The organism is Tardiphaga sp. 866_E4_N1_4, from assembly GCF_052076075.1.
In the GTDB taxonomy this organism is placed as follows: Bacteria; Pseudomonadota; Alphaproteobacteria; order Rhizobiales; family Xanthobacteraceae; genus Tardiphaga; species Tardiphaga robiniae.
The window spans coordinates 1,262,755-1,288,365 of record NZ_CP197242.1; the positions used below are offsets into that span (position 1 = coordinate 1,262,755).

General features: G+C 61.8%; 20 protein-coding genes. 14 read left to right on the forward strand and 6 right to left on the reverse strand.

What is annotated here, in order from left to right; translation table 11 throughout:
• Positions 1-92: 92 nt before the first annotated feature.
• Entirely contained in the window at positions 93-1,238 is a 1,146-nt protein-coding gene (locus AB8B20_RS06340) for a hypothetical protein (RefSeq protein WP_439072022.1), read from the reverse strand.
• 256 nt (positions 1,239-1,494) lie between these two features.
• On the opposite strand from AB8B20_RS06340, the gene AB8B20_RS06345 reads away from it, so the two are divergent.
• The 3 genes from AB8B20_RS06345 (at position 1,495) to alr (ending at position 6,128) form a co-directional block, all read left to right on the forward strand.
• On the forward strand, positions 1,495-2,745 hold the full coding sequence (locus AB8B20_RS06345; RefSeq protein ID WP_439072023.1) for a class I SAM-dependent methyltransferase: 1,251 nt from the start codon (positions 1,495-1,497) through the stop codon (positions 2,743-2,745).
• Positions 2,746-3,339: 594 nt separating this feature from the next.
• Positions 3,340-4,839 (forward strand): replicative DNA helicase, encoded by a 1,500-nt coding sequence (locus tag AB8B20_RS06350; protein WP_439072024.1) that lies wholly within the window; start codon positions 3,340-3,342, stop codon positions 4,837-4,839.
• Positions 4,840-4,937: 98 nt separating this feature from the next.
• The gene (gene alr / locus AB8B20_RS06355) at positions 4,938-6,128 is read left to right on the forward strand and encodes an alanine racemase (RefSeq protein ID WP_439072025.1); all 1,191 of its coding nucleotides are present in this window, start codon (positions 4,938-4,940) and stop codon (positions 6,126-6,128) included.
• Here alr and AB8B20_RS06360 read toward each other — a convergent pair.
• Positions 6,125-6,511, reverse strand: a complete 387-nt coding sequence (locus AB8B20_RS06360) for a tautomerase family protein (protein WP_439072026.1) — start codon at positions 6,509-6,511, stop codon at positions 6,125-6,127. The two genes, alr and AB8B20_RS06360, sit on opposite strands and share 4 nt — an antisense overlap.
• 77 nt (positions 6,512-6,588) lie before the next feature.
• Between AB8B20_RS06360 and AB8B20_RS06365 the strand changes: the two genes are divergently transcribed.
• Both AB8B20_RS06365 and AB8B20_RS06370 read left to right on the forward strand, forming a co-directional pair.
• Positions 6,589-7,317, forward strand: coding sequence for a sulfite exporter TauE/SafE family protein (locus AB8B20_RS06365; RefSeq protein WP_439072027.1), 729 nt, complete (start codon positions 6,589-6,591; stop codon positions 7,315-7,317).
• Positions 7,318-7,643: 326 nt separating this feature from the next.
• Positions 7,644-11,120: a bifunctional diguanylate cyclase/phosphodiesterase gene (locus tag AB8B20_RS06370; RefSeq protein WP_439072028.1), complete on the forward strand. Its 3,477-nt coding sequence runs from the start codon at positions 7,644-7,646 to the stop codon at positions 11,118-11,120.
• Positions 11,121-11,214: 94 nt separating this feature from the next.
• Here the strand turns inward: AB8B20_RS06370 and map are convergent, their stop codons facing one another.
• From map to AB8B20_RS06390, 4 genes are all read right to left on the reverse strand, one after another.
• Positions 11,215-11,994 (reverse strand): type I methionyl aminopeptidase, encoded by a 780-nt coding sequence (gene map / locus AB8B20_RS06375; RefSeq protein WP_439072029.1) that lies wholly within the window; start codon positions 11,992-11,994, stop codon positions 11,215-11,217.
• Entirely contained in the window at positions 11,991-12,203 is a 213-nt protein-coding gene (locus AB8B20_RS06380) for a ParD-like family protein (RefSeq protein ID WP_439072030.1), read from the reverse strand. The genes map and AB8B20_RS06380 overlap by 4 nt, the downstream gene beginning before the upstream one ends.
• A 159-nt stretch (positions 12,204-12,362) precedes the next feature.
• Positions 12,363-12,722, reverse strand: a complete 360-nt coding sequence (locus AB8B20_RS06385; RefSeq protein WP_439073038.1) for a hypothetical protein — start codon at positions 12,720-12,722, stop codon at positions 12,363-12,365.
• 276 nt (positions 12,723-12,998) lie between these two features.
• Entirely contained in the window at positions 12,999-13,265 is a 267-nt protein-coding gene (locus AB8B20_RS06390) for a hypothetical protein (protein ID WP_139285819.1), read from the reverse strand.
• Between the two features lie 472 nt (positions 13,266-13,737).
• Between AB8B20_RS06390 and radA the strand changes: the two genes are divergently transcribed.
• The 9 genes from radA to AB8B20_RS06435 all read left to right on the forward strand — a co-directional run bounded on the left by radA (position 13,738) and on the right by AB8B20_RS06435 (position 25,582).
• Entirely contained in the window at positions 13,738-15,198 is a 1,461-nt protein-coding gene (gene radA, locus AB8B20_RS06395; RefSeq protein WP_184517454.1) for a DNA repair protein RadA, read from the forward strand.
• Between the two features lie 238 nt (positions 15,199-15,436).
• A complete protein-coding gene (locus AB8B20_RS06400; protein WP_068731040.1) occupies positions 15,437-16,069 on the forward strand; it encodes a CvpA family protein in 633 nt (210 codons plus the stop codon).
• Between the two features lie 35 nt (positions 16,070-16,104).
• Positions 16,105-17,598, forward strand: a complete 1,494-nt coding sequence (purF, locus tag AB8B20_RS06405; protein WP_081421779.1) for an amidophosphoribosyltransferase — start codon at positions 16,105-16,107, stop codon at positions 17,596-17,598.
• 163 nt (positions 17,599-17,761) lie between these two features.
• Positions 17,762-18,502: an SDR family NAD(P)-dependent oxidoreductase gene (locus AB8B20_RS06410; protein WP_439072031.1), complete on the forward strand. Its 741-nt coding sequence runs from the start codon at positions 17,762-17,764 to the stop codon at positions 18,500-18,502.
• Positions 18,503-18,701: 199 nt separating this feature from the next.
• Complete coding sequence (locus tag AB8B20_RS06415; protein WP_439072032.1) at positions 18,702-19,835, forward strand: hypothetical protein; 1,134 nt, start codon at positions 18,702-18,704, stop codon at positions 19,833-19,835.
• A gap of 241 nt (positions 19,836-20,076) precedes the next feature.
• On the forward strand, positions 20,077-20,889 hold the full coding sequence (locus tag AB8B20_RS06420) for a class I SAM-dependent methyltransferase (protein WP_439072033.1): 813 nt from the start codon (positions 20,077-20,079) through the stop codon (positions 20,887-20,889).
• Between the two features lie 311 nt (positions 20,890-21,200).
• Complete coding sequence (locus tag AB8B20_RS06425; RefSeq protein ID WP_439072034.1) at positions 21,201-21,731, forward strand: RNA polymerase sigma factor; 531 nt, start codon at positions 21,201-21,203, stop codon at positions 21,729-21,731.
• Positions 21,732-21,843: 112 nt separating this feature from the next.
• Positions 21,844-22,788: a FecR family protein gene (locus tag AB8B20_RS06430; protein ID WP_439072035.1), complete on the forward strand. Its 945-nt coding sequence runs from the start codon at positions 21,844-21,846 to the stop codon at positions 22,786-22,788.
• Between the two features lie 220 nt (positions 22,789-23,008).
• Positions 23,009-25,582 (forward strand): TonB-dependent hemoglobin/transferrin/lactoferrin family receptor, encoded by a 2,574-nt coding sequence (locus tag AB8B20_RS06435; protein ID WP_439072036.1) that lies wholly within the window; start codon positions 23,009-23,011, stop codon positions 25,580-25,582.
• Positions 25,583-25,611: the final 29 nt, after the last annotated feature.

A 25,611-nucleotide genomic window follows, 5' to 3' on the forward strand; every position in this document is an offset into this window, starting at 1 on the left:
GCTACGGACCTCGGAGCTTCTGCTCAAACGAGAAAAGCCCGGCCAGATTGGCCGGGCTTTTTTGTATCCTCACTCAAACGACGGCTGATCTACTACTGCGAGATCGGCGGCACCGGCGAGCCTGACGAGGCCGGAGGCGCCGGTGGTGCAGCCGACGCGGGAGGCGGTGGTGGCGGCGAGGCCGGTGCCGGCGAAGGCGCGGCTGGAGCTACAGGAGTCGGCGCGGACGCTGGCGGAGTTGCGGGAGGCACGACCGCTGGCGGCGGAGCTGCGGCTGGCGGAGGCGTTGGAGCCGGGGCCGGCGTTGCTGCGGGCGGAGACGCAGGGGCTGCCGGCGCAGGAGGCGCCGGCTCGGCTGGCGCCGGACGGCTTTCCCCTTCAGGCGCCTTCGGTGCCGGCGTGACCGACGGAACGGGATCTGGACGAAGTGCCGGCGTCTCAGGCTTGGCTTCGGGCTTCGCCTCAGGCTTGCTCTCTTCAGCGGGCTTCGCAGGCTCGGTCTTCGCCGGCTCCGGCCGTGGCTCAGCCTTCGGCTCAGACTTGGGTTCAGCCTTCGGCTCCGTCTTGGGGTCGACCTTGGGCTCGTCCTTCACAGGTTCGGCCTTCGGCGGCTCTTCCTGATGACGGCGCCCCTTCTTGCCGAGCTTTTGCTTCTGCGCGGGACGCTCTGCTTCGGCGGCAGCCGGCGACTGTGCGTCTACGGGCTTGGCCGCATCGGGCTTCGCTTCGGGATTGTCTGTCGCCGGGCGCGCCTGTCGCCGGGCATTGCGGCCCTGGCGCGTGCCGGGCTCGGCCTGAGCTGGTGCAACATCGGCATCGGGCTTGGCGGCCTCCTGCGGACGTAGCCGGCGTCCCGGCGGCGGAGCCTCGGACGGCGGCGCAGCACCGGGCTTGGCATCGGCCGGGGCCGGCTTCTGCTCGGTCGTGAGTTCACGGCCCTGACGCGTCAGGTTATCCCCGGCAGGACGGCGGTCGGCCGTCCCGTTGGACACGACATAAGCGGCCATCGACGCCGCCATATCTGTACTTGTGGTGTAGTGCTGGCGCAGGAAGGCCGGCAACTGACCGGGTGCCACCGTCTTCAGCAGCCCGCGCGGACTTTTATGGCAGACGGCACAGCCGCCCGCGAAAATCTGGGAGGGTGACTTTCCGGCTTCGAGGTTTTGGGCCTGTGCCGGGACTGCCGCGAAGCCAATCAGGAGCATCACCGTCGCTAAACTGAGCGCTCGGCTCAACATTTCAATCTCCTGATGTGGCTAGCTTAATCACGCGGATCACCTTGTATCCGATTGTGACGTGAATGGAAGCATCGACATATCGCAACGATGTGATCGGAACAATCGGGATAGCGGCATTGCAGCGTGCGCATTGGCACAGGCGGTGCGCCGCTACTATCTTCTAGTCAAGAGCTAGGGAGACAGTTGATCTCGTGCACGGCGGGAAGTTACGCTGTTGCTTCAGTTTGCGCGTGATCGGATCATTGGGGTGATTTCGATGGACCGTCTGTTGCGATTCTTCCTGAGTCAGTACATTCGCCGAGGGGCAATAACCTTCACTACGGCCTCCGGCCAACAATTCACCTTCGGTGATGGCTCCGGGCCTCCCGTCTCTGCCCGCTTCGTCACCAAAGCCGCCCAACGCCGACTACTTCTCGATCCCGAACTGGCACTCGGCGAGATATTCATGGACGGGCTCCTCGTTATGGAGCGTGGCACCATTGCCGATCTGCTCGCCATCGCCCTGAACCAGCCTGACATGGCGCCCCGCTGGGCCAAGCTGCAATGGTGGCTCCGCTACGTCCTGCGCCACGCCCAGCAGTTCAATCCCCGCAAGCGCTCCCGCAACAACGTTGCCCATCACTACGATCTGGACGGCCGGCTCTACTCATTGTTTCTGGATGCCGACAAGCAATATAGCTGCGCCTATTTCGAAGGACCGGACGCGACCCTGGACGACGCCCAGCTTGCCAAGAAGCGCCACCTCGCGGCCAAGATGCTCATCGAAAAAGGCCAACGCGTACTCGACATCGGCTCCGGCTGGGGCGGGCTTGGGCTCTATTTAGCAGAGATGACCGGTGCCAATGTCACCGGCGTTACGCTGTCCACCGAACAGCTGCAGGTCGCCAATGCCCGGGCCGGCGAGAAAAACCTCAAAGACCGCGCAAAATTCCTGCTCGAGGACTATCGCGACATCCCCGGTCCATTCCACCGCATCGTCTCCGTCGGCATGTTCGAACATGTCGGCGTCGACCATTACGACACCTACTTCAAGCGATGCGCTGAACTCCTGACAGAGGACGGCGTCATGGTGCTGCACTCCATCGGCCGCCCTGAGGGACCCGGTATCACCAATCCATGGGTCGCCAAGTACATTTTCCCCGGCGGCTACATCCCCGCTTTGTCGGAAGTTCTCCCGGCCATCGAACGGGCCGGGTTACTGGTCTCGGACATCGAATTCCTGCGGCTGCATTATGCCGAGACGCTCAAGGCATGGCGTGAGCGCTTCATGGCACGACGCGAGGAAGCCGTGCGGCTCTATGACGAGCGCTTTGCGCGAATGTGGGAGTTCTATCTGGCGGCGTCCGAAATGTCGTTTCGCATGCAGAACGTGATGAACTTCCAGATCCAGCTCACCAAACGTCAGGACGTTGTGCCGCTCACGCGCGATTATATCGGGCGGGAGGAAGCTCGGCTTCGAGCCAGGGAACGGAGCCAGCAACCGCGTCTGCAGATTGCCGGCGAATAGGCTGGTTTAGTGCTGGAATAGGAGCGTCGCATGCCGGCGGCGCAAGACAGGCCGTGGCCGCAGAATGGCGGGGCGTTGGAGGCGCGCTTTGGCGGCTGAGAGCGCTTTCGTATCGCATGGGACATTTTCAAGCTGCGCGGTGCGCTCGAACGTGTCGATCAGTGTGGACAACCACGCAGAACCGTCGGTTCCGGCAGCCTGAGTTCCGGCATCGGGATGCTGGTGACGCTGGCTCATGGATCTATCCTTCGCCTCTTATTCGTTTTGAAGCCAACGCCCGGCTCCCCGTGGGGTTCCGCCACTGCCGTGCCTGCCAGCGGCTGGCTCTCTTGTAAGTGCGAGAGATCGCCATCCGGTTCAGGCGCGGGGCGCAATTTTTCCAGGTTCCTTAAGCAATGATTCAGACCCCTCCCCTTGCTGCGGTGGAAGCGTCAAGCGCAATGCGCGCCACCGGCCGGAATTCCCCCGCCTTGATGTGTGAATCGTGCATAAGGCCGCTTCGTCCTTCCACTCGGAGACCGTCAGGCGCTTAGTCGCCGACGCCCGCGTAACCACGCCGTTCATCCGCCCAATTCGGAAGACCCAATAGAGACCATGGCCGCATTCGATTCGAACGTTCTCAAGCTCTCCCCCGAGGCGGGCACCCCGGCCTATCGGTCGGCGCCGCACAATATCGAGGCGGAACAGGGCGTGCTGGGCGCGATCCTGGTCAATAACGACGCCTTCTACCGGGTCTCGGACTTCCTCAAGGCCGAGCATTTCTTCGAGCCGATCCACCAGACCATCTTCGAAACGGCCGCTGCCATCGTGCGCGCCGGCAAGATCGCCACACCCGTGACGCTGAAGACCTTCCTGCCGACCGACACGGATCTCGGCGGCATGACCGTGGGCCAATATCTCGCCCGCCTCGCCGCCGAAGCCACCACCATCATCAATGCGCAGGATTACGGCCGCACGATCTACGAACTGGCAATCCGCCGCCAGCTGATCAATGTCGGCGAGGACATGGTCAACGTCGCTTATGACGCTCCGGTGGATTTCGCCCCCCGCGCCCAGATCGAGGACGCCGAGCGTCGGCTGTATGAGCTGGCCGAAGCCGGCCGCTATGACGGCGGCTTCCAGCGCTTCTCCCAGGCAATGACCACCGCGCTGGACATGGCGGCCAACGCCTATCAGCGCGACGGCAAACTGTCGGGCATCTCCAGCGGGTTGCGCGACCTCGACGCCCGCATGGGCGGCTTGCAGCGCTCCGACTTGATCGTCCTCGCCGGACGTCCCGGCATGGGCAAGACCTCGCTGGCCACCAACATCGCCTACAACATCGCCGCCGCCTATCAGTCCGAAGTGCAGCCCGACGGCAGCATGAAGACCATCAATGGCGGCGTCGTCGGCTTCTTCTCGTGCGAAATGTCGGCCGAACAGCTCGCCACGCGTATTCTCGCAGAGCAGACCGAGATTTCCTCCAGCGCGATCCGCCGCGGCGGCATCACCCAAGCCGAATTCGACAAGATCCGCGACTACACCATCAAGCTGCAGAACCTGCCGCTTTACGTCGACGAAACCGGCGGCCTATCGATCTCGCAGCTCACCGCCCGCGCCCGCCGCCTGAAGCGGCAAAAGGGCCTCGACGTCATCATGGTGGACTACATCCAGCTGCTGCAGGGCTCCGGCAAGCGCTCCGACAACCGCGTGCAGGAAGTCACCGAGATCACCACCAGCCTCAAGGCGCTGGCGAAGGAACTGAACTGCCCGGTAGTCGCGCTGTCGCAGCTCTCGCGTCAGGTCGAAAATCGTGAAGACAAGCATCCGCAGCTGTCCGACTTGCGTGAATCCGGATCGATCGAGCAGGACGCCGACGTGGTGGTCTTCGTGTATCGCGAGGAATACTATCTGCAGGCTAAGGAGCCGCGACTCGGCACGCCCGAACACGAGAAATGGCAGCTCGAGATGGATCTTGCGCACGGCAAGGCCGAAGTCATCATCGCCAAGCAGCGTCACGGCCCCACAGGCACCGTCGACCTGCAGTTCGAAGGCCAGTTCACCCGCTTCAGCGATCTCGCCGGTGGCGCCCAGTTCCGCGCCCCGCAGGAGTGACGCGGGTGCGGTTGAACCGTCTCTGACGCGCGCATATTGTGCGGCGCAGAATTCGATCGTGTGATCCCATCACACGATCCCTGTGCCAGGACATTTCGATGAACAGCGTCTCCGCCCCCAAACCAACAACTCCCGCGGATATGGAGTTGCCCGCAGACGCCAGCGGCATCCTGACTATCGATCTCGACGCCATCGTCGCCAATTGGCGCAAACTCGAAAAGCATGGCGTGCCCGCCGAATGCGGCGCGGCGGTGAAAGCAGACGCCTATGGCTGCGGCATCACCCCCGTGGTGCGCGCGCTGGCGAAGGCGAGCTGCAAGACCTTTTTTGTCGCGACCTTCGACGAAGCTCGCGCCGCCCGCGCGGCCGCGCCCGAAGCCGCAATCTATCTACTGAACGGTTTTCCGCCGAATTCCGGCGATGCGCTGGCCGCCATCAATGTGCAGCCGGTGATCGGCGATCTCAACGAACTAGCCGAATGGGACATGTTCTGCCGCCGCACAGGCTGGAAGGGCGGCGCGGCGGTGCATATCGACACCGGCATGAACCGGCTCGGCCTCGGCCTGGTTGACGTCCAGGGCCTTATCCCGCGCCTCGGCTCGGGCGATCACGGCTTCACGCTGGTGATGAGCCACCTCGCCTGTGCTGAACAACTGCACAATCCGATGAACGCCCGGCAATATTCCAGTTTCCGCGAGGCGTCATCGCTGTTCTCCGGCGTGCCTGCGTCCCTCGCGAATTCGTCGGGCATCTATCTCGGCGCGGCCTATCAGTTCGATCTGATGCGTCCGGGTGCTGCGCTCTACGGCGTTAATCCGACGCCGGAAGCCGACAACCCGATGGCACCTGTGGTCGATCTCAAGGTGCGCATCCTGCAGACCCGCAGTGTCGAGCGCGGCGACAGTGTCGGCTACGGTGCCACCTGGGTGGCGCGGCGTCCGACCAGACTTGCGATCATCGCGGCCGGCTACGCCGATGGCTATTTCCGCGCGGCCGGCAGCAGCGACGGCACCCGCGGCGCCGAGGTCATCATCGCCGGCCAGCGCTGCCAGATCGCCGGCCGCATCTCCATGGATCTGCTCGCGGTGGACATCACCGACCTGCCCCACAACGCCGCCCGCCGCGGCCATCTGGCGACGCTGATCGGCGACGGCATCACCGTCGACGAACTCGCGCATCACTACGGCACCATCGCCTATGAGGTGCTGACCAGCCTCGGCCGACGCTACCTGCGGGTCTACAAGGGCGGCGAAGGCACCGCCGCCGCAGAGCCCACTGCCGCGTCCTAGACGTCGACCTTGAAGCTGAGTTCGATCTCCGAGGCCGGCAGGCTGCCACGCACGCCCCAGTTCTCCAAAGGCTGTTCGTTCAGGACAATCTTGATCTCGAGTTCCGGAACGCCGAGCGCTGCAAGGTTCTGCACGATCATCTTATAGAGGCTGCGCTTGGCCTCGATGGAGCGGCCGGCGAACATCGTGATCTCGACCCGCGTGAAGCGCTGCGAGCGCCCGGTCGGCACGATGCGCTGCGTGTCGCTATAGGTGTCCACCGTCACGTCGCGGTCCCAGTCAGGAATTTTGAGCGGCGCCAGCATCGCCGACTGCACGGCCTCGATGACCTCGATCTCGCGGCCCCGCGCCCATTCTCCGGTGACCATTCTTGTGACTGGCATCGCCCTCTCCCATCGGATCGGTTGCACCTACACCACTGGAGCGCTCTTGTAACGTCCCGCGCTTGGAGAGTCGCGCCGTGAACTTCATCTTCGTCTGCACGGTCGGCCTTATCGCCGGCACCATTTCCGGGATCGTCGGCACCGGCTCGTCGATTATGCTGATGCCGGTGCTGGTCTGGCAGTTCGGCCCGAAGGAAGCCGTGCCGATCATGGCGGTCGCCGCCGTAATGGCCAACCTGTCGCGCATCCTCGCCTGGTGGCGCGAGGTCGACTGGCGCGCCACCGCTGCCTATTCGCTCACCGGCATTCCAGCTGCAGCCCTCGGCGCACGCACGCTGCTGACGCTGCCGTCGCATGTGGTCGATCTCACGATCGGACTGTTCTTCATTGCCATGGTGCCACTGCGCCACTGGCTGGCGCGGCGCTCCTTCACCATCAGCCTGTGGCAACTCGCGCTGGGCGGCGCGATCATTGGCTATCTGACCGGCATCGTCGTCTCCAGCGGCCCCCTCAGCGTGCCACTGTTTCTGTTTTACGGCCTCGCCAAGGGCGCCTTCCTCGCCACCGAAGCCGCGAGTTCGCTCGGTCTGTATCTCAGCAAGTCTGTCACCTTCCAGCGGTTTGGCGCGCTCGATCTCGACGTGCTCGTGAAAGGCCTGATCGCCGGCGCCTCGCTGATGGCCGGCGCGTTCATCGCCAAGCGCTACGTACTGAAACTGAGCGTCGAGACGTTCCGCCTGGTCATGGACGGGATCATGCTTCTGGCTGGCGCAAGCATGGTGCTGTCAGGCATGGCGCTGATCTAGGGAGTGGACTCACAAATCGCGGTAAATATGTCCGCTACCCCGCTAATTGCAGACTCAACCGGACTGCAGGCCGCTGGAAACTGGCGCTGTTTAAAGTTGTATCGATTACTTACAAGTACGTACGACTGATGTTCATAGATGGCGATCAACCAGCAACAGGTATTAGTATCTCGCGAATCCGCATTTCCAACGTGCGCAGTGCAACATAATCCTTTGCCTCGCCGCGTACAGTAAAGCCAATATTTCCAACCTATTATTAAGGTTCGTCATCCACGCTGAAATCCGGAATTTCATTTGTTTCATTTGTAACGACTACTGGACGCTTCATGCGCGCGTTCTATGGAAGACTGGCCCGGCTGCCAGGATTTTCATTGGTGGTGCTCGGCGTCTTCTTTGCGACGTCGATCATCGTTGTGTTTTTGGTGGATCTGCAGGCGCGCCATCATGCGGCGCTCTCTGAGGCAAGAAAGGCAGCACTGAACATCGCCGAGATTCTCGCCGAACACACGGCGCTGACCTTTGAGGGGATCGATCGAACACTGCTCGAAGCCGAGAGAATTCGCGAAGATAACCTTTCGGGAAAGTATGCAACGCCCGAAGCCGCAAATACCGCGTTGCGTCTTCTCAAGAAGGCCTCATCGATCGTCGTTGCCGTCGGCTGGACAGATGCAGCTGGTAACCTTCTGGCGCATTCCTACGATCGCACGCCGCCGCGAAGCAACATCTCCGACATGTTGCACTTCACCGCTCAACGCGATCAGGCCGATGGCCGGCTGTTTATTGCGCCCCCCTATCCCTCGGCTGTCACCGACAAATGGTTGACGGCGGCGTCGCGCCGGTTAAGCAACGCCGACGGCGGCTTTGCAGGGGTCGTAACTGCGCCGCTCGACCCGACACATTTCACGCAGGTCTATCGCGCGATCGATGTCGGCAAGGGCGGATCCGTGCTGTTGCTGCATCGCGCGGGCACGGGGCGGGTTCTTGCGCGAGAGCCCGCGAGAAAAGGAGCCATCGGAAAATCTTTCGCGGATAGCCCGCTCGTCTCCGAATATCTGCCAAAATCGGAAGCGGGCACCTACGAGACGATAGGCGTTATCGACGGCATCGCGCGCCTCGCGGGGTACAAGGCTGTGCCCGGACTGCCGCTGGTCTTGGTCATCACATACGCCCGCAGTGAGGTGCTGGGACCATGGCGCCAGCACCTTTACATGGTGGGCCCGCTCGTCGCCATGATCGTTGCCGTCATCTTGTTCGGCACGTTTAGGATTTTGCGCCAGACGAATAGTCTTGCCGTGAAAACTAGGATTCTGGAACGAACGAACATGCAGTTCGATGCTGCCTTGAGCAACATGTCGCTAGGGCTCTGCCTGTTTGACGCGAACAAGAATCTGGTGGTTTCGAATGGCCGCTTCCGCGAGATGTACGGTTTCCCGGAAGAACTCGTCAGGCCCGGAACACCTTTGTCTCTCATGCTGCAGGCCCTCAAAGATCGCGGAAAGCACGATTTGTCCATCGAGGGGGATGTTCAGGAGATTCCGACGAAGCAAAGACAGATTTTTATGACTGCCGACGGTCGCGTGATTTTAATTCAACGCAGGTCGATTGCGGATGGCGGATGGGTCGCAACCCATGAAGACATCACCGAGCAGAAACGCGCACAGCGCTTGTTGACTGATAAAGCTGCTGAACTCGAGCGGATCAACATGCGCTTCGACGCCGCGATGAACAACATGTCGCAGGGTCTTTCGCTATTTGATGGTGAGCAGAGGATCATTCTTTCAAATGCGCGCTATGCGGAAATCTATCACCTCAGCGAGGAACAGGTGAAGCCAGGGACTACGCTGCGGCAAATCATTGAATATCGCCGGGCGAAGAGAACAAATTGCGAAATGGCTGCGGATGTCCTTGTCGACGCCAAACTGAAGCTGGAGAAAGAGGTCCAGGAGCTTGTCGACGGGCGCCTCATTTCGATGACGCGCCATCTGATGCCGACCGAAGGGTGGCTGGCGACTCATGAAGATGTCACGGCGCAAAAACACAGGGAGCAGTTGCTGGCCACGAAAGCCGTGGAGCTGGAGCAGACCAACGAACGCTTCGACATTGCGCTGAGCAACATGTCGCAGGGTCTCTGCATGTTCGACGGAGCGAAACGGCTCGTTGTCTGGAATGATCGTTATGCGGAACTATACCAGTTGCCTCCGGCTTTGTTGAAAGTCGGGACGCCTCATGAGGCTATCATCGCCGATCGCGTCTCCCGTGGCATTCTCAAGGGCGGGACGAGCGAACCAGCCATCAGGAAAAAGATAGCTGAATTGGGCCAGCACTCGACCGATTCAAGCTCGGCCAGGGTCGATGAATTTGCGGATGGGCGATTGATGCTCGTCACCCGACAGCCGATGAAGGACGGCGGTTGGGTTGCAACGCACGAAGACATCACCGAACGGCGGCGCGCAGAGGCCGAGATCGTTCACCTGGCGCGTCACGATGCGCTCACGGGACTTGCCAACCGAACACTGTTTACCGAGAAACTTGAGGAGGCGAGCCAGCGTCTTGGCCGCCATGACGATGGCTTTGCCGTGGTCATGCTCGACCTCGATAGATTCAAGACCGTTAACGACACGCTGGGACATCCCGCTGGGGATCGTTTGCTTGTTGAGTTCGCACAACGACTGAAATCGTCGACTCGCGAAACCGATGTGGTGGCCCGCCTTGGCGGTGACGAGTTTGCGATCATCCAGGACGGCGGCCCCAATCAGCAGGAGGGTGCAATCGTGCTTGCCCTCAGGATCATCGATGCCATTGCTCAGCCATTTGATCTCAACGGCCACCAGGCCAGCATCGGGATCAGCATTGGAATTGCCCTCGCTCCGGAACAGGGCGTCGATCCCGAGGACCTGTTGAGAAAAGCAGATCTCGCGCTCTACGACGCCAAGACGGGCGGGCGAAACGATTTCCGCCTGTTCCAGTCCGAAATGATTGAGGCTGCCCACTCGCAGAAGATATTGGCAAACGAACTGCGGGACGCGATCGCGCGAAATGAATTCGAAGTGCACTATCAGCCGGTGGTTGACGCCAAGACACGGCAGATCCGCGGCGCCGAGGCGCTGGTCCGCTGGCGGCATCCGTCGAAAGGGCTCATCGCTCCCGACCAATTTATTCCGCTCGCGGAAGCGACGGGGCTGATCCTTCCTCTTGGCGAGTGGATCCTGCACCAGGCTTGCACGGATGCAGCGTCGTGGCCGGCTCACCTCAAGATCATGGTCAACATCTCTGCGGTTCAAGTCAGCAAGGGAAAGCTGCTCGACGTCATGCTGGATACTCTGATGGAGACGGGTCTTTCGCCTGAACGGCTGGAGTTGGAAATTACGGAGACGGCTCTTCTTGAGAACGCGACGGCGCATCTGGGGACGATACGGCAGCTGAAGAATCTCGGCATCTCCATAGCGCTCGATGATTTTGGCACTGGTTATTCAACGGCAAGTTATTTGACCAATTTCCCGTTCGACAGGATCAAGATCGACAAATCCTTCGCACAAGGCGCTCCCAATCGCCGCGATTGCGCAGCGGTAGTGTCCTCGGTGCTTGCGCTGGCCCATGGTCTTGGCATCGCAACGACGGCGGAGGGTGTCGAGACCGAAGAGCAATTTGAATATCTGCAGGCTGCAGGCGTGGACCTCGTCCAGGGCTTTCTGTTCGGTCGGCCCGTCCCGCTCTCCGAATTCGACCTCGATGCCGCAGTTTCATTTGGAAATGGTGCTGCTGACGGCGAGTTGTGCGCAGAGGTCATCACCGCGGGGAGATGACCGCCGCGTTTCAAACGGCGATCAGGTGAGCCGCGCCGCCGCTGCAACGAAGCACGATATCGGCCACGGCTCCGAAAGCGCCATTCGGATTTGGCTACGCGCTTTGGAGTCCACGCCCTGGTTCGTCGGGACGCAGCGTCAGCACCGACACGCCGGACGCTGTCACGGCAACGGTGTGCTCGAATTGGGCGGACAGCGACCCGTCTCTCGTCACAACAGTCCAACCGTCACCCATGGTTCTCACACTCCGCCGGCCGCGATTGAGCATCGGCTCGATCGTGAACACCATGCCCTCACGCAGGGCGAGGCCCGTCCCCGGCTTTCCGAAGTGCCGAACCTGCGGTTCCTCATGCATCTCCCGGCCGATGCCATGACCGCAATATTCACGCACCAGGGAATAGCCGTTGCGCCTGGCATGTCGTTCGATCGCCCAGCCGATGTCTCCGAGCCGTGCGCCCGGGCGAACCGCCCGGATGCCCATCCACATGGCCTCATAGGTGGTCTCGACTAGCCTTTTGGCGGCCGGATTCACCTCGCCAACGAGATAGGTCTTGCTGGAATCCGCGATGTAGCCGTTCTTCTCGAGCGTGATATCGAAATTGACGATGTCGCCGTCGCGAAGCACGTGCGATTGAGATGGGACGCCGTGGCAGACCACATCGTTCACCGACGCATTCAACACGAAACCATAGCCATATTGGCCCTTGCTTGCGGGTCGGGCCTGGAGATCGTCGACGATGAACCGCTCGACCATTTCATTCACGTGAAGCGTCGATAGGCCGGCGAGCGAGCTGCGATCCAGCAGCCCGAAGACGGACGCCAGCAGCCGTCCGGATTCGGCCAGCAAGGCCAGTTCCTCAGGCCGCTTCGTCATGCTGCGCTGACAGCCAGTGGCCGAGCCGAAACGCCTGCAGAGCTAAGTTCACGCGCCATGATCTCGTTGAAGCTGAGCGTCGGATTGGTCTCGCACAGCATGCCAATCTTGATCCAATAGGCGGCCTGCGCATTGATCGAACGCAACGATACTGTGCTCGCTTTGCGCACCTGATCGTGCAGATCGTCATCGATATTCACGATACCCATCGGGGGCCTCATATATGATTCGTATATGAATCATATATTCCACGCATGCGAGAAAGCCAAGAGCGGTTTGTCCTGACTGCCTGCACCGCCCTCCCCAAACGCAAATCGGCCGCCCTGAGGCGGCCGATCGCAGTCCTGAAAATCTGAGCTATCCGCGGCTTAGTAGCCGTATCCGTAGCTTGAGCCGAAGCTGAAGCCGCGATTGCAGGTCGAGCAGCCCTGCTGCACCGGTGCGTAATAGACCTGCGCCGGAGCGACCATCTGGACACGCTGCTGCGTGGCGTATTGCGCCGGAATGCGCTCGTAATCGACGCGCGCAGGCGCGACCATCACGGTCTTCGGCACCATCACCGTCTCGTACTGCGCTGGCGTGCGGCGCGCGACGGTGCGACCGGGAGCGACCATCACCGTCTCTTCGACCGTGCGATACTGCGGCGGCACCACCTGCTGCTGATAGCAGGTCTGGCACGGCGGCGGTGTGTAGCAGTTATAGCAACCCGCCGAGGCAACACCGGGCATCGCCATTCCGGCGACAGTGGCGAACATCGCAGCAGCAATCAATTTCTTCATGATGAGACCCCGTGGCGAGCTTGTTTGAAATGAGTTCGTATCGCTCTGATGCGCGACACTCAGCCAAGCACCACCACCGGTCAACGCGGTCCTGATATTTACCTTGATGAACGTGCTTAAGATTTGATGACGGCAACATATGAGGATGCCAAGGCAGACACAGCTGCACTGCGCCTGGATTCACCGCAGAGCCCGACCTGAGATCAATCGGCCTCAGCAGCCAACCTAATAACCGTCGCGGGGCAGCCCGAAGAGTTGCTCGAACACACTCGGTTGGCGAACCACCCATTGGCCCGGTTCGCCCGTTCTCAGATCCCGCACATAACGCGGCGGCGCTTCCACATAGTAAAGCGGCGGCGGCGCGCGAATGCCGGTATCCATCGTGATGGGATAGCGCGCGGTGCCGGCGCGATAGCGCGCATCACGGTAGTCAGAGGCAAGTACCGGCGTCGCCAGCGTCGCTGCACCCAGCACGATTATCAAAATACGCACGGCACACCTCACGCTGACGTCACTGCGGTGAGGCTATCGGGCGGAGGTTAATGAAGGATTCGTCGCATGGCAGTTCCACGCGAGCTCCTGCGCGGAACAAATTGGACTCGCGAAGCGCTGGACTGCAGCTCAGCTGGTTGGTCAAGCAGCCTCGATTGCTCACCACTGCTTGCATCTGGATTCTGCTCGCGGCGCGTCTACCGAGCGTAAGCAATCGCCAAGTTGAACAGGACCACTGCAGAGGTTGCACCTCCGGCATCGCCGCGGCAAAGGCGATCCAGGCCGACATTGCCGACCAGTTCTCGCGCGTCGGAATTTTGGCAACCAAATAGACCTTGCCCATGTGCCGGTCAATGCGTCCCACCCGGCAAGGCTGGCGAACCCTTCGAGAAGAAACTTGCAAATGCCCCGTTCAACCGCGTAGACCAAGAGAACAAACCAAAAACACCCACAGCCGCGATTCCCTCCACCAATGGCCAAAAACCTCCTCTCCTTCGTCTGCCAGAATTGCGGTGCCGCCTATAACAAGTGGCAGGGCAAGTGCGACGCCTGCGGCGAGTGGAATTCGCTGGCCGAGGAGGACACCACCGGCGTCACCACGATTCCGGTCAGCGCGCGCTCCAAGCGCAAGGGGCGCACCTTCAATCTCGAAAGCCTGACCGGCCAGAGCAACGATGCGCCGCGCATTGCCTCGGGGATGGGCGAGCTCGACCGCGTCACGGGCGGCGGTTTCGTGCGCGGCTCGGTGCTCTTGATCGGCGGCGATCCCGGCATCGGTAAATCGACCTTGCTGACGCAGGCCACCAGCCTGATGGCGCGGGCCGGCCATCGCGTGGTTTACATCTCCGGCGAAGAAGCCGTGGCACAGGTGCGGCTGCGCGCGTCGCGGTTGGGCCTTGCAGACGCCTCGGTGCAGCTCGCGTCCGAGACCTCGGTCGAAGATATCATCGCCACGCTGTCCGAAGGCACGGTGCCGCGGCTGATCGTGATCGACTCGATCCAGACCATGTGGACCGACACCGTGGAATCCGCGCCGGGCACCGTGACCCAGGTCCGCGCCTCGGCGCAGGCGCTCATTCGCTTTGCCAAGAAATCCGGCGCCACCATCATCCTGGTCGGCCATGTCACCAAGGACGGCCAGATCGCCGGGCCCCGTGTGGTCGAGCATATGGTCGATGCCGTGATGTCCTTCGAGGGCGAAGGCTCGCAGCAGTTCCGCATCCTGCGCGCAGTGAAGAACCGCTTCGGCCCCACCGACGAGATCGGCGTGTTCGAGATGACCGGTCTCGGCCTGCGCGAGGTCTCCAACCCGTCCGAGCTGTTCCTGTCCGATCGCGATCTCGGCTCGCCGGGCACCGCCGTCTTCGCCGGCATGGAGGGCACCCGCCCGGTGCTGGTGGAACTGCAGGCTCTGGTTGCGCCGACCACACTGGGCACCCCCCGCCGCGCCGTGGTGGGCTGGGATTCATCCCGGCTGTCCATGGTGCTGGCCGTGCTGGAGGCCCATTGCGGGGTCAAGCTGTCGGGCTACGACGTCTATTTCAATGTCGCCGGCGGATTGCGCATCAACGAGCCCGCCGCCGACATGGCCGCGGCCGCAGCACTTGTGTCGTCGCTCTGCAATGCCCCGCTACCCACCGACGCGGTCTATTTCGGCGAAATCTCGCTGTCCGGCGCAGTGCGCCCGGTGGCGCAGACCTCGGCGCGGCTAAAAGAGGCGGCAAAACTCGGCTTCGGCCGCGCAGTGCTGCCGGAATCGGCGCGCGGCGACCCCGGCGGCGACGCCGGACTGTCGCTGAATACCATCGGCGGCCTGACCTCGCTGGTCGCCGATATCGCTGCGCGCGGCGTCAAACCCACGCGCGACAACAGCAAAAGCACAGATACCGAGAAAAATACCGTACCGGCGCGATTCAAGCGCCAGGACGGCTGACAGCGACGTGACCTGCGCTGCCGCGGCCGCTATAGAATGCGCGCGCGACAGACTGCGCAGATGTGCAACACGCTCCGTTAAGGCACTCTGCCGAAAGCGGAACAATGGTGTGATCAGGTGTGCTCTTGCGGCCGATAGCGGTTTTCCGGCCTTGCGAGACGTGCCATATCACCGTCACCTGAAGCGGCAGCCTGTGCCGATTCGCGGTTTCTGATTCACGAGCGGACCTAACCAGCCGATGCCGATCACGATTCTCGACCTTGTCCTGCTCGGCGTCATGCTGATCTCCGGCCTGCTGGCCATGGTCCGCGGCTTCATGCGCGAGATCCTGTCGATCGCGGCCTGGGGCGCAGCGGCGCTGGTCACGCTATTTGCTTTCCAGAAGCTGCTCCCGACCGCTAAAACTTATTTCAACAACGATACCGTCGCCAGCATCGTGGTGGTGGCCGGCGTGTTCATCGGCACGCTGATCGTGGTCTCGATCATCACCGTCCGCATCTCCGACATGATCCTGGATTCGCGCATCGGCGCGCTGGACCGCACGCTCGGCTTCCTGTTCGGCCTCGCCCGCGGCCTCCTGATCGTGGTCGTCGCCTTCCTGTTCTTCTCATGGCTGGTCCCGGACAAGCAGCGTCCGGACTGGGTCACGGGTGCCAAATCGCGCGTCGTGCTGCAGGGAACCGGCGATTGGCTGATGGCACTCTTGCCGGATGACCCTGAAAACACCATCTTGAAGAGGTTCAAGAAAAACAAACCCGATGAGGATACGACCGACGCCGAGCCCGCAGCGCCCGGCGCCGCGGATGGCTATTCCAAACCTGCCCGCGACAGCCTGAAAAAGCTGATCGATGGCAAACCGGCGGGACGCTAGGCGTTCTTAGTTTCTCGCGACACCTGAAAGGCGCGATGGATCCGATGCAGAGCCCTTCCGACGACGCGAGCACCACCATGCGAAATCCCGATCTAGACGGCGACATGCTCCGCGAAAAATGCGGTGTATTTGGTATCTACGGCCATCCCGATGCGGCGGCGATCACCGCGCTCGGTCTCCACGCCCTCCAGCATCGCGGCCAGGAAGCGGCCGGCATCGTCGCCTTCGACGGCAAGCGCTTCCATTCCGAACGTCGCCTCGGCCTCGTCGGCGACACCTTCTCCCGCCGCGAAGTGATCGAGCGCCTGCCCGGCACCGCCGCCGTCGGCCACACCCGCTACTCCACCACGGGCGAAACCATTCTCCGCAACGTCCAGCCGCTATTCGCCGAACTCAATGCCGGCGGTTTTGCAGTAGCCCATAACGGCAACCTCACCAACGGTCTGACCCTGCGCCGCGAGCTCGTGAAGAACGGCGCGATGATGCAGTCGACGACCGACACCGAGGTCATCCTGCACCTCGTCGCGCATTCCAAGCGCAACCGTTTCATCGACCGCTATATTGAAGCACTCCGCGCCATCGAAGGCGCCTATGCGCTGGTGTCGCTGACCAACAAGAAGCTGGTCGGCGCCCGTGATCCGCTCGGCATCCGCCCGCTGGTGCTGGGTGAACTTGACGGCTCGCCGATCCTCGCCTCGGAAACCTGCGCGCTCGACATCATCGGCGCCAAGTACATTCGCGACATCGAGCCTGGCGAAGTCATCGTGTTCGACGAGAACGGCGCGCAGAGCCACAAGCCGTTCGCGCCGCAAGCGCCGCGCCCCTGCATCTTCGAATATATCTATTTCGCACGTCCGGACTCGATCGTCGGCGGACGTTCGGTCTACGACACCCGCAAGGCAATGGGCGAACAGCTCGCCCGCGAGACCCATGTGGAAGCCGACGTGATCGTGCCGGTGCCGGACTCCGGCGTGCCTGCCGCGATCGGCTACTCCCGCGCTTCGGGCGTGCCGTTCGAACTCGGCATCATCCGTAATCACTATGTCGGCCGCACCTTCATCCAGCCGACCCAGAGCGTGCGCGAACTCGGCGTGCGCATGAAACATTCGGCCAACCGCGCCGCCATCGAAGGCAAGCGCATTGTGCTGATCGACGACAGTCTGGTGCGCGGCACCACCTCGAAGAAGATCGTCAAGATGATGCGCGACGCCGGCGCCAGGGAAGTCCACTTCCGTATTGCGTCGCCGCCGATCACCCATCCCGACTATTACGGCATCGACACGCCGGACCGCGCGGGTCTTTTGGCCGCCACGCACACGCTGGAAGAAATGCGCGACCTGATCGGCGCGGACTCGCTGGCCTTCGTCTCGGTCGACGGCATCTACCGCGCCATGGGCGAACCCGGCCGCGATCCCGCCCATCCGAAATTCGCCGACCACTGCTTCACCGGCGACTATCCGACCCCGCTCACCGACATGAGCGAGATCGATGCCCCGCGGCAGCTCTCGCTGCTGGCCGAGGCGAGCTGATCGCAGTCTTATCGGGTGTCATCCCCGCGAAAGCGGGGATCCATAGCCACGATCTAATTTGTTTGGCTCTGGATTAGACACAACCACCTTTCCGCATCATAACCCTCCCGTGTATGGATCCCCGCCTTCGCGGGGATGACGCCTGAGATTTATGAGCCGCGCCATGACCCTTCCCCTCGCCTCCCGCATCGCCCTCGTCACCGGCGCCTCGCGCGGCATCGGCTATGCCACTGCGCTGGCGCTGGCCAAGGCCGGCGCGCACATCGTCGCCGTGGCGCGCACCCAGGGCGGCCTCGAAGAACTCGACGACGCGATCCGTGCCGAGGGCGGCAGCGCCACGCTGGTGCCGCTGAACATCACCGATCTCGACGGCCTGTCGCGGCTCGGCGCCGCTCTGCATGAGCGCCACGGCAAGCTCGACATTCTGGTCGGCAATGCTGGCGTCGCAGGCCCCTCGTCGCCGCTCGGCCATATCGAGCTGAAGGCCTGGAACGACACCATGGCCACCAACCTCACGGCCAACTTCCAGCTGATCCGCTGCATGGAGCCACTGCTGCAGCAGTCCGATGCCGGGCGCGCGGTGTTCCTCACATCCGGCACCGCCAGCAAGGCTTCCGCCTATCGCGGCCCCTATGCCGTCTCCAAGGCTGCGCTGGAAACGCTGGTGCGCGTCTGGGCCAACGAGACCGCCACGACGAACATCCGCGTCAACCTGTTCAATCCCGGTCCCGTGCGCACGCACATGCGCGCCATCGTGATGCCCGGCGAGGATCCCGAGACACTCGACACGCCGGCGCAAGTTGCCGAGACCATCGTGCCGCTCTGCCTGCCGTCCTGGACCGAGACCGGGAAATTCTATGACTATAAGACCGGCAAGGTGATGGGCTTCCATGCGCCGTCATGACGATTTCGTAGAACGCCCCTCACTCCGTCATGGCCGGGCTTGTCCCGGCCATCCACGTCTAACGTTGCGGCCAAGGAGTGGATGCCCGGAACAAGTCCGGGCATGACGACCGAGAGTGCACAGGATTGACTCTTCCCAATCTCAAGCCTTCACTCCCTCCCAAGCGGGACAACCCGCACCGACAATCAGGGAGGTCGTCATGGCGTCGCCAACTCATCGCGCGCGGTCACTGCGTGCACTTGCAACAGCAGCCCTCGCTTTCGCCGCGCTGTCCCTCGCACCTCCCTCCTCCCGCGCCGCCGATATCCCCCGCTTCGAGGTCGACGCGTCCTGGCCGAAGCCGCTGCCGAACAACTGGATCCTCGGCCAGGTCGGCGGCATCACGACCGACAAGGACGGCCACATCTGGGTGATCCACCGCCCGCGCTCGCTGACCGATGACGAGAAAGGCGCGGCACTCAATCCGCCGCGTTCGAAGTGCTGCGTCTCAGCGCCGCCCGTATTGGAGTTCGATGCCGCCGGCAATCTGCTGCGCTCATGGGGCGGGCCCGGCGAAGGCTATGAATGGGTCGGCCGCGAGCATGGCATCGAGGTCAGCGACGATGGTTTCGTCTGGGTCGGCGGCAATCTGGACAACGACAATGCAATCCTGAAATTCACCACCGACGGCAAGTTCGTGATGCAGATCGGCAAGATCGCGCCGAGCAAGGGCAGCAACGACACCACCCAGCTCGGCAAGCCCGCCGAGACCGCCATCGACAAGGATGCCAACGAGATTTATGTCGCCGACGGCTACGGCAATCGCCGCGTCATCGTATTCGACGCCACCACCGGCGCCTACAAGCGGCACTGGGGCGCCTATGGCAACAAGCCGAATGACGACAAGCAGGCGGCTTACGACCCGAACGCGCCGGTGGCACAGCAGTTCGGCAATCCCGTGCATTGCGTGAAGCTCGCCAATGACGCCCTTGTTTATGTCTGCGACCGCATCAACAACCGCGTGCAGGTGTTCAAGAAGGACGGCAGCTTCGTGAAGGAGTGGTTCTACGAGAAGGCCACGCTCGGCAACGGCGCGGTGTGGGATCTCGCGGTGTGGCCCGACCCGAAACAGACCTGGCTGCTGACGGCGGATGGCGAGAACAACGAGATCCGCGTCATCAATCGCGACGATGGCAAGGTCGTCGGCACCTTCGGCCGCAACGGCCGCCAGGCCGGCCAGTTCCACTGGATTCACGCCATGGCTGTCGATGCCAAGGGCAACGTCTACACGGCCGAAGTCGACACCGGAAAGCGCATCCAGAAATTCAGGCTGGTCTCGGATGCGCTGAAGTAGTCATCGCGACAATCAGACCGACTGTTTCTGGTCCTGACGATGCACGCCCCATCCTGATGCACACGGACAATGGAGCTGTCCCTCATCTGGACAGCCGCATCGTTCGAGCTCCCGGTTGGAGAATTTGAATCACTGACGTTCGGCCAGACGCAATGGCCCTGGCCCGGCTCTCGCCCTTCGGGACGAAGCCGACAATCCATGCTAGTCTCGCGCGCCATCAAACGGACGACGGGTGATAGCAATGCTGGAAACCGACAAGTTGTTCGCTGGCTCGATTCCGGAAAACTACGACCGCTATATGGTGCCGTTGATTTTCGAGCCCTACGCCGCAGATCTCGCACAACGCGCAGCGTCTTTCGCGCCAGGCGCCGTTCTGGAAATCGCCGCGGGCACCGGAGTTGTCACCCGCGCGTTGGCGCCAAGATTATCCCCCGGCGCAAGCTATATTGTCACCGACCTCAACCAGCCGATGCTCGACTACGCTGCGTCGCGGCAAGCTCCGGACAATCGCATCACATGGCGACAAGCGGATGCTCTGGCGCTCCCGTTTGAAAATGCGGCCTTCGATCTCGTGTGTTGTCAGTTCGGTGCGATGTTCTTTCCTAATCGCCCATCTGCCTACCGCGAAGCGAAGCGAGTTCTGAAGCCCGGAGGACATCTTTTATTCAATGTATGGGATCGCATCGAGGACAATGTATTTGCTGACGATGTGACGAATGCTCTCGCAAAGATCTTCCCGGACGATCCGCCGCGCTTTCTGGCGCGCACGCCACACGGCTACCACGATACGGCACTGATCCGTCGCGAGCTGGAGGACGCAGGTTTCTCCCATGTGATGATCGAGACAAGAGCCGAACAAAGCCGTGCATCCTCGCCGCGCCTTCCGGCCGTTGCTTATTGTCAGGGAACTGTTCTTCGCACCGAAATCGAAGCCAGAGACGCGGGAAAACTGGAAGCTGCAACTGACTACGCAGCATCTGAAATTGCGCGCAGACATGGCAACGGCGAGGTTGCTGCTAAAATTCAGGCACACATGATCGTGGCTGCGGCCTGAGTGTCGGAATATCCCGTGCCGGCACTTCGCATGGCCGGGCTTCCGTGAATTTCGAACCGTTCTATATCATGTCCTCATCAATAACTTGAGCTGGACAGTGGTACCGTCTATCTCTGCCGGACAATCAGGAATATCCTGACTACAGGAACCGGTGATGAGCGAGATTTCCGATAGCGACATTGGCGCCGTCGGTGACATGGTCGACGATCTCGTCATACAGACAACATATCGTTTGTATGGGTCAGCTATTGCCCCGTTCTCAATGATCGCCGCAACGCATCGAAGCCCGTCTTGTTCGAACGCGTGACATCATGACCCTCTGGAAGAGCACGATCGCGAGGCTCTTTACGTCACATCGCGCTCATCTCGAAACGCTCGTGCGTCGCCGGGTCCGTGATCGTGAAGTGGCTTCGGAGATCGTCCAGGATGTCTTCGCCCGGGTGCTTGCCGCCGGGACTAACGGCTCGGATGAAGACAACAAGCGAGTATTCTACGCTGCAGCCCGGAACGCCGCGATCGACCATAACCTGACGGCATCGCGGCGGCATCATATGCTCGCCGACGTACTGCCTGAACAGCTCAGCCCCGGGCAGCCATCGGAAGATGCAGCATTGCAGGCGCGCGAAGCCGTCGCTGCACTGGATCGCGCGCTCGCGCAGCTCCCCACCCGAACCCGCGAGATTTTCATTCGCCGACGTGTCAATGGCGAATCCAATGCCGAGATCGGACAGCGGTTCGGCATTTCCGTGAGTGCCGTCGAAAAACATCTGCTACGCGCCATGCAACACTGCCGCGCCGCTGTGAATGATCATCTCAACCTCGCCAGCAAAGATTTCCGCTAAAATGGATGTGGGTTCTTTCTCGTCGCTCGTTGTAAAGGTAGGAGTAGCTGGAACGCTTCTAACGGCAGGAGCATTCCCGCGTCGCCTTTTCGATCGATCGAAGGAATTGCTGATGAAACCTGGCGACCGGCCAACGAAAGCACAGTGCGCCGCCGCTGATCTCTGGCTCATCCGACGCGACGGGACGACAACTGAGGCCGACGAAGCGTCCTTTCGGCAATGGCTCAATGAGGATCATCGTCATCAACTTGCGTATCGCGAAGCAGCGGCGATCTGGCAGCAGCTTGAGGAGCCTGCCATTCGGCTGGCTGCACGCGACCATCGTCGCGGCAACATCGCGGCCCGGCGCCGGATGGGATGGTGGCCGACATTGCCGGCAGCGATCGCAGCGGCCTGCGTCATCTGGTTCGTCAATCCATCGATGGTCGAGAACTGGCAAGCAGATATTGTCACGGCGCGTGGTCAGGTGGTCGCCCGCGACCTGCCGGACGGCTCCCGCCTGAACATCGGTGCCGACACTGCCCTCGACCTGGACTTCAAGGATGGTCGACGCCGGGTCGTCCTACGCCGTGGCCAGGCCTTCTTCGATGTAAAGCCAGACCAGACGGCCTTCATGGTCGACAGCGGCGCAGGCGAAATCCGCGTGCTCGGGACTGCCTTCAATATCGACCGAACGGCTGATGGTGTCGAGGTGACGGTTCAACGCGGACTGGTGTCGGTCGCCGGCCAGGACCGCGATACGACCGTCAAGCTATCGGCAAACCAGCATATGCGCGTGTCAGGCGGAAAACTCGGCACCGTCGAAACCGGAGATATTGAGGCGAGGCTGGCGTGGATATCCGGTCGCCTGGTCTTCGACCGCGTTCCGCTATATCGGGTCGTCGAAGCGCTGCAGCGTCAGACATCGAGCCGCATCGTCATCCGCGGTCGCTTCAGCGATCTGCTCGTCTCCGGCACGTTTCCGACCACGAATGTCGATGAAAGCCTCACAGCCATTGCTGGCATGATCGAGGGCAACGTCGCCCAGATCACCCCCTGGGTGACCGTTATCTACTGAATTCCTCCGCTGTTTACCGGAATTCTAAACCGCAACACGCACCGACCTGATGTGGGTTTGATTTCGTGACTCGTTGAACTGGGTGAAGAGCAGAAGCTCTTCGCGGCGCTGGGGCGGCGCACAGCAAACAACGAGACAGCGGAGTTCGTGCGTAATGCGGTTCGGGGGTAGACGGGGCGTCGCTCGCCATGTGGCGAGCGGGCTGATCGGCATATTGCCGTTGATCACGACAATACCGGCCTTTGGCCAAAACAGTGTCGACGCAACAGCGACCGCTTCCACGACCTACCCGCTCAACATTTCCGCCAAACCTCTTGCAGCCGCAATTGCCGACCTCGGCGCCAGCAGCGGATGGCGCATCCTCTACACGATCCAGCTCGCGCCAGACATCCGCAGCCAACCGTTAAACGGCAACTACACCGTGGCACAGGCGCTCGCACAGCTCCTGGCCGGCACGGGAATTACGTATCGCATCACCGGCCCGAAAGCCGCGCTGCTGATCGATCCGTCGCAGAGCCGCGCGGGGCCCGTCCCTTCGGGCGACGGCGTCCAGCTCGATACGATCGTCGTCGATGCGGCCAGGAGCGATAATACGACGGGCTCCGGTTATCAGGGAACGCCGGACTGGGTCTATCAGCGACCGGCCGCGGTCAGCGTGATTTCCCGCGAGGCGATCGAGAGCAGCCCGACACGCAACGCACGCGATCTCCTGGACAATGTCGCCGGCGTCTATGCCAACCGCTCGGCGGCGCAGAACCCTGGCATCAGCGTCAATATCCGCGGCCTGCAGGACCAGGACCGCATTGCCACCATGATCGACGGCGCGCGGCAGAACTTCCAGCGCAGCGGCCACGGTGCGACGCAGCGGACCTATGTCGACACCGCCTTCCTGCGCCAGATCGACGTGGAGAAGAGCACGACATCGGGCGTTGGAAGCGCCGGCGCGCTCGGCGGCCTTGTCAATTTCCGCACCTTCATCGCCGACGACCTGATCAAGCCCGGCAATCAATATGGCGGCATGGTGAATGCCACTACGGGTACCAACAATTTCGACGGTTCGACGGCCGCAGCCGTCCGCGTGTCGGAGCGTTTCTCGGTGCTCGGCGGCGTCAGCTACAAGAACATCGGCGCCTACGATATCGGCAAGAACGGCACGATCGGTGGCGGCACCACGGCCTATGACGGCAATGTCTTCCTGTTCTCCGGCCAGGAGGTGTTCTCGACGATCCTCAAGGCCGAGGCACTGACGACCGAAGACGTCAAGATCACGATCGGCTGGCTGCATAACGATTCCCGGTACAATACCGGAAACTACGATGACACGATCGCACGCGGGGGCATCCTCAAGTCCAGCGAACAGGTCGCCAACGACACATTCACGTCAGCGCTCGACTGGAATCCGGGCAATGACATCGTCAATCTGAAAGCAAAGCTCTACTACAACCACCTCAAGAACGACACGGTCTCCGATGGCGCCTTTGCGCTGACCGGGCCTTCGAACTTCGTATTCTCGACGCTGGGCGGCAGCGTCGAGAACACCAGTCGCTTCGAGACGGGAATTGGCGCGCTGGCGCTCAATTACGGCCTGGAAGCGTTCAGTGACACCGGCAAGACGAAGCTGCAACGCGGCTTCACCGACGCCAACGGCGTCGACTATTCCAGCACCCTGACCGGCGGCACACCGAGCGGAGATCGCGACGTCGCCAGTGGCTTCGGCACGGCCACTCTCAAGCCAACGGAATGGGTGACCCTGATCGGCGGTGTCCGCTACGACTGGTATCATATCGCTGGCAATGCGACGATTTATGGCGATCCGAAGCCGCCGGTCATCGGTCAGAAGATGACCGACCCCGGTAAGCCGGCCGGCTGTAACCGGCGCGGCTGCTGGGACACTATTCTGCCGAAATATGAGCCGATCTACGGTCCCCCTGTCTATCCGAGCTATGATGTGGAGATCGATAAATCCGGCGGCGCCTGGTTACCGAGCTTCACGGTTGCCTTTCAGCCCACCGATTGGCTGCAGCCCTTCGCCAAATATTCCAAGAGCTATCGGCCCCCGACAATCATGGAATCGTTCCTGAATGGCGGCCACGACGCAAATGAAATCAATGGCTACGCGCCGAACCCATTCCTGCGTCCGGAACGCGGCGACACCTATGAGGCCGGGTTCAATGTCCTAGCCAACGGCATCCTGACCGAGCGCGACACAATCCGCTTCAAGAGCGTCGGCTTCTATCGCGAGATCACCGATTACATCAGCTTCGGTCAGATCCGGAATACGGAAGCCGCCAAACAGTACCAGACCTACGTCAATCTCAATGGCGTCACCCGCATGAAGGGCGTCGAGATCGAGGCCAATTACGACGCGCGATTCCTCTATATCGGCGGCACGGTGACGCGCATAGACACCGACTTCGCCGACAGCTTCACGACCCCGTCGGGCAGGAACATGCCTATCAATAGCGGCCTCGGCGCCGCCGTCATCTTCGAACAGCCGAAGCTGCGCGTCACGCTCGATGCCGGCATCCGACTGTTCGACGAGAAGCTGACGCTCGGCACACGCATCGTCGACGTCTCGAAGACCGCCCCTGCTTTGGGTTCGCTGCGCAGCGGCTACGAGATGCCGGGCTACCGTGTTTACGACATCTATGGGTCCTACAGCTTCGACGAAGCGACCAAGCTGCGCTTCGCCGTGAACAATGTCACCGACCTCGCTTATGCACCCGCGGTCGGCGCCAGTTTCTACGCCGCGCCGGGCCGCACTGCGACGGTGTCACTGAACTACAAATTTTAGGAATCCCCAAGCTCCCTTGCCGGGGATGG

What these genes read in the sequence shown, in the direction of transcription:
- AB8B20_RS06340 (WP_439072022.1), bottom strand. Translation starts at nt 1,238, where the DNA reads ATGTTGAGCCGAGCGCTCAGTTTAGCGACGGTGATGCTCCTGATTGGC.
- AB8B20_RS06420 (WP_439072033.1), top strand. Translation starts at nt 20,077, where the DNA reads ATGCTGGAAACCGACAAGTTGTTCGCTGGCTCGATTCCGGAAAACTAC.
- purF (WP_081421779.1), top strand. Translation starts at nt 16,105, where the DNA reads ATGGATCCGATGCAGAGCCCTTCCGACGACGCGAGCACCACCATGCGA.
- map (WP_439072029.1), bottom strand. Translation starts at nt 11,994, where the DNA reads ATGACGAAGCGGCCTGAGGAACTGGCCTTGCTGGCCGAATCCGGACGG.
- AB8B20_RS06385 (WP_439073038.1), bottom strand. Translation starts at nt 12,722, where the DNA reads ATGCCCGGTGTTGCCTCGGCGGGTTGCTATAACTGCTACACACCGCCG.
- AB8B20_RS06400 (WP_068731040.1), top strand. Translation starts at nt 15,437, where the DNA reads ATGCCGATCACGATTCTCGACCTTGTCCTGCTCGGCGTCATGCTGATC.
- alr (WP_439072025.1), top strand. Translation starts at nt 4,938, where the DNA reads ATGAACAGCGTCTCCGCCCCCAAACCAACAACTCCCGCGGATATGGAG.
- AB8B20_RS06370 (WP_439072028.1), top strand. Translation starts at nt 7,644, where the DNA reads ATGCGCGCGTTCTATGGAAGACTGGCCCGGCTGCCAGGATTTTCATTG.
- AB8B20_RS06345 (WP_439072023.1), top strand. Translation starts at nt 1,495, where the DNA reads ATGGACCGTCTGTTGCGATTCTTCCTGAGTCAGTACATTCGCCGAGGG.
- AB8B20_RS06410 (WP_439072031.1), top strand. Translation starts at nt 17,762, where the DNA reads ATGACCCTTCCCCTCGCCTCCCGCATCGCCCTCGTCACCGGCGCCTCG.
- AB8B20_RS06360 (WP_439072026.1), bottom strand. Translation starts at nt 6,511, where the DNA reads ATGCCAGTCACAAGAATGGTCACCGGAGAATGGGCGCGGGGCCGCGAG.
- AB8B20_RS06350 (WP_439072024.1), top strand. Translation starts at nt 3,340, where the DNA reads ATGGCCGCATTCGATTCGAACGTTCTCAAGCTCTCCCCCGAGGCGGGC.
- radA (WP_184517454.1), top strand. Translation starts at nt 13,738, where the DNA reads ATGGCCAAAAACCTCCTCTCCTTCGTCTGCCAGAATTGCGGTGCCGCC.
- AB8B20_RS06425 (WP_439072034.1), top strand. Translation starts at nt 21,201, where the DNA reads ATGACCCTCTGGAAGAGCACGATCGCGAGGCTCTTTACGTCACATCGC.
- AB8B20_RS06415 (WP_439072032.1), top strand. Translation starts at nt 18,702, where the DNA reads ATGGCGTCGCCAACTCATCGCGCGCGGTCACTGCGTGCACTTGCAACA.
- AB8B20_RS06430 (WP_439072035.1), top strand. Translation starts at nt 21,844, where the DNA reads ATGAAACCTGGCGACCGGCCAACGAAAGCACAGTGCGCCGCCGCTGAT.
- AB8B20_RS06380 (WP_439072030.1), bottom strand. Translation starts at nt 12,203, where the DNA reads ATGGGTATCGTGAATATCGATGACGATCTGCACGATCAGGTGCGCAAA.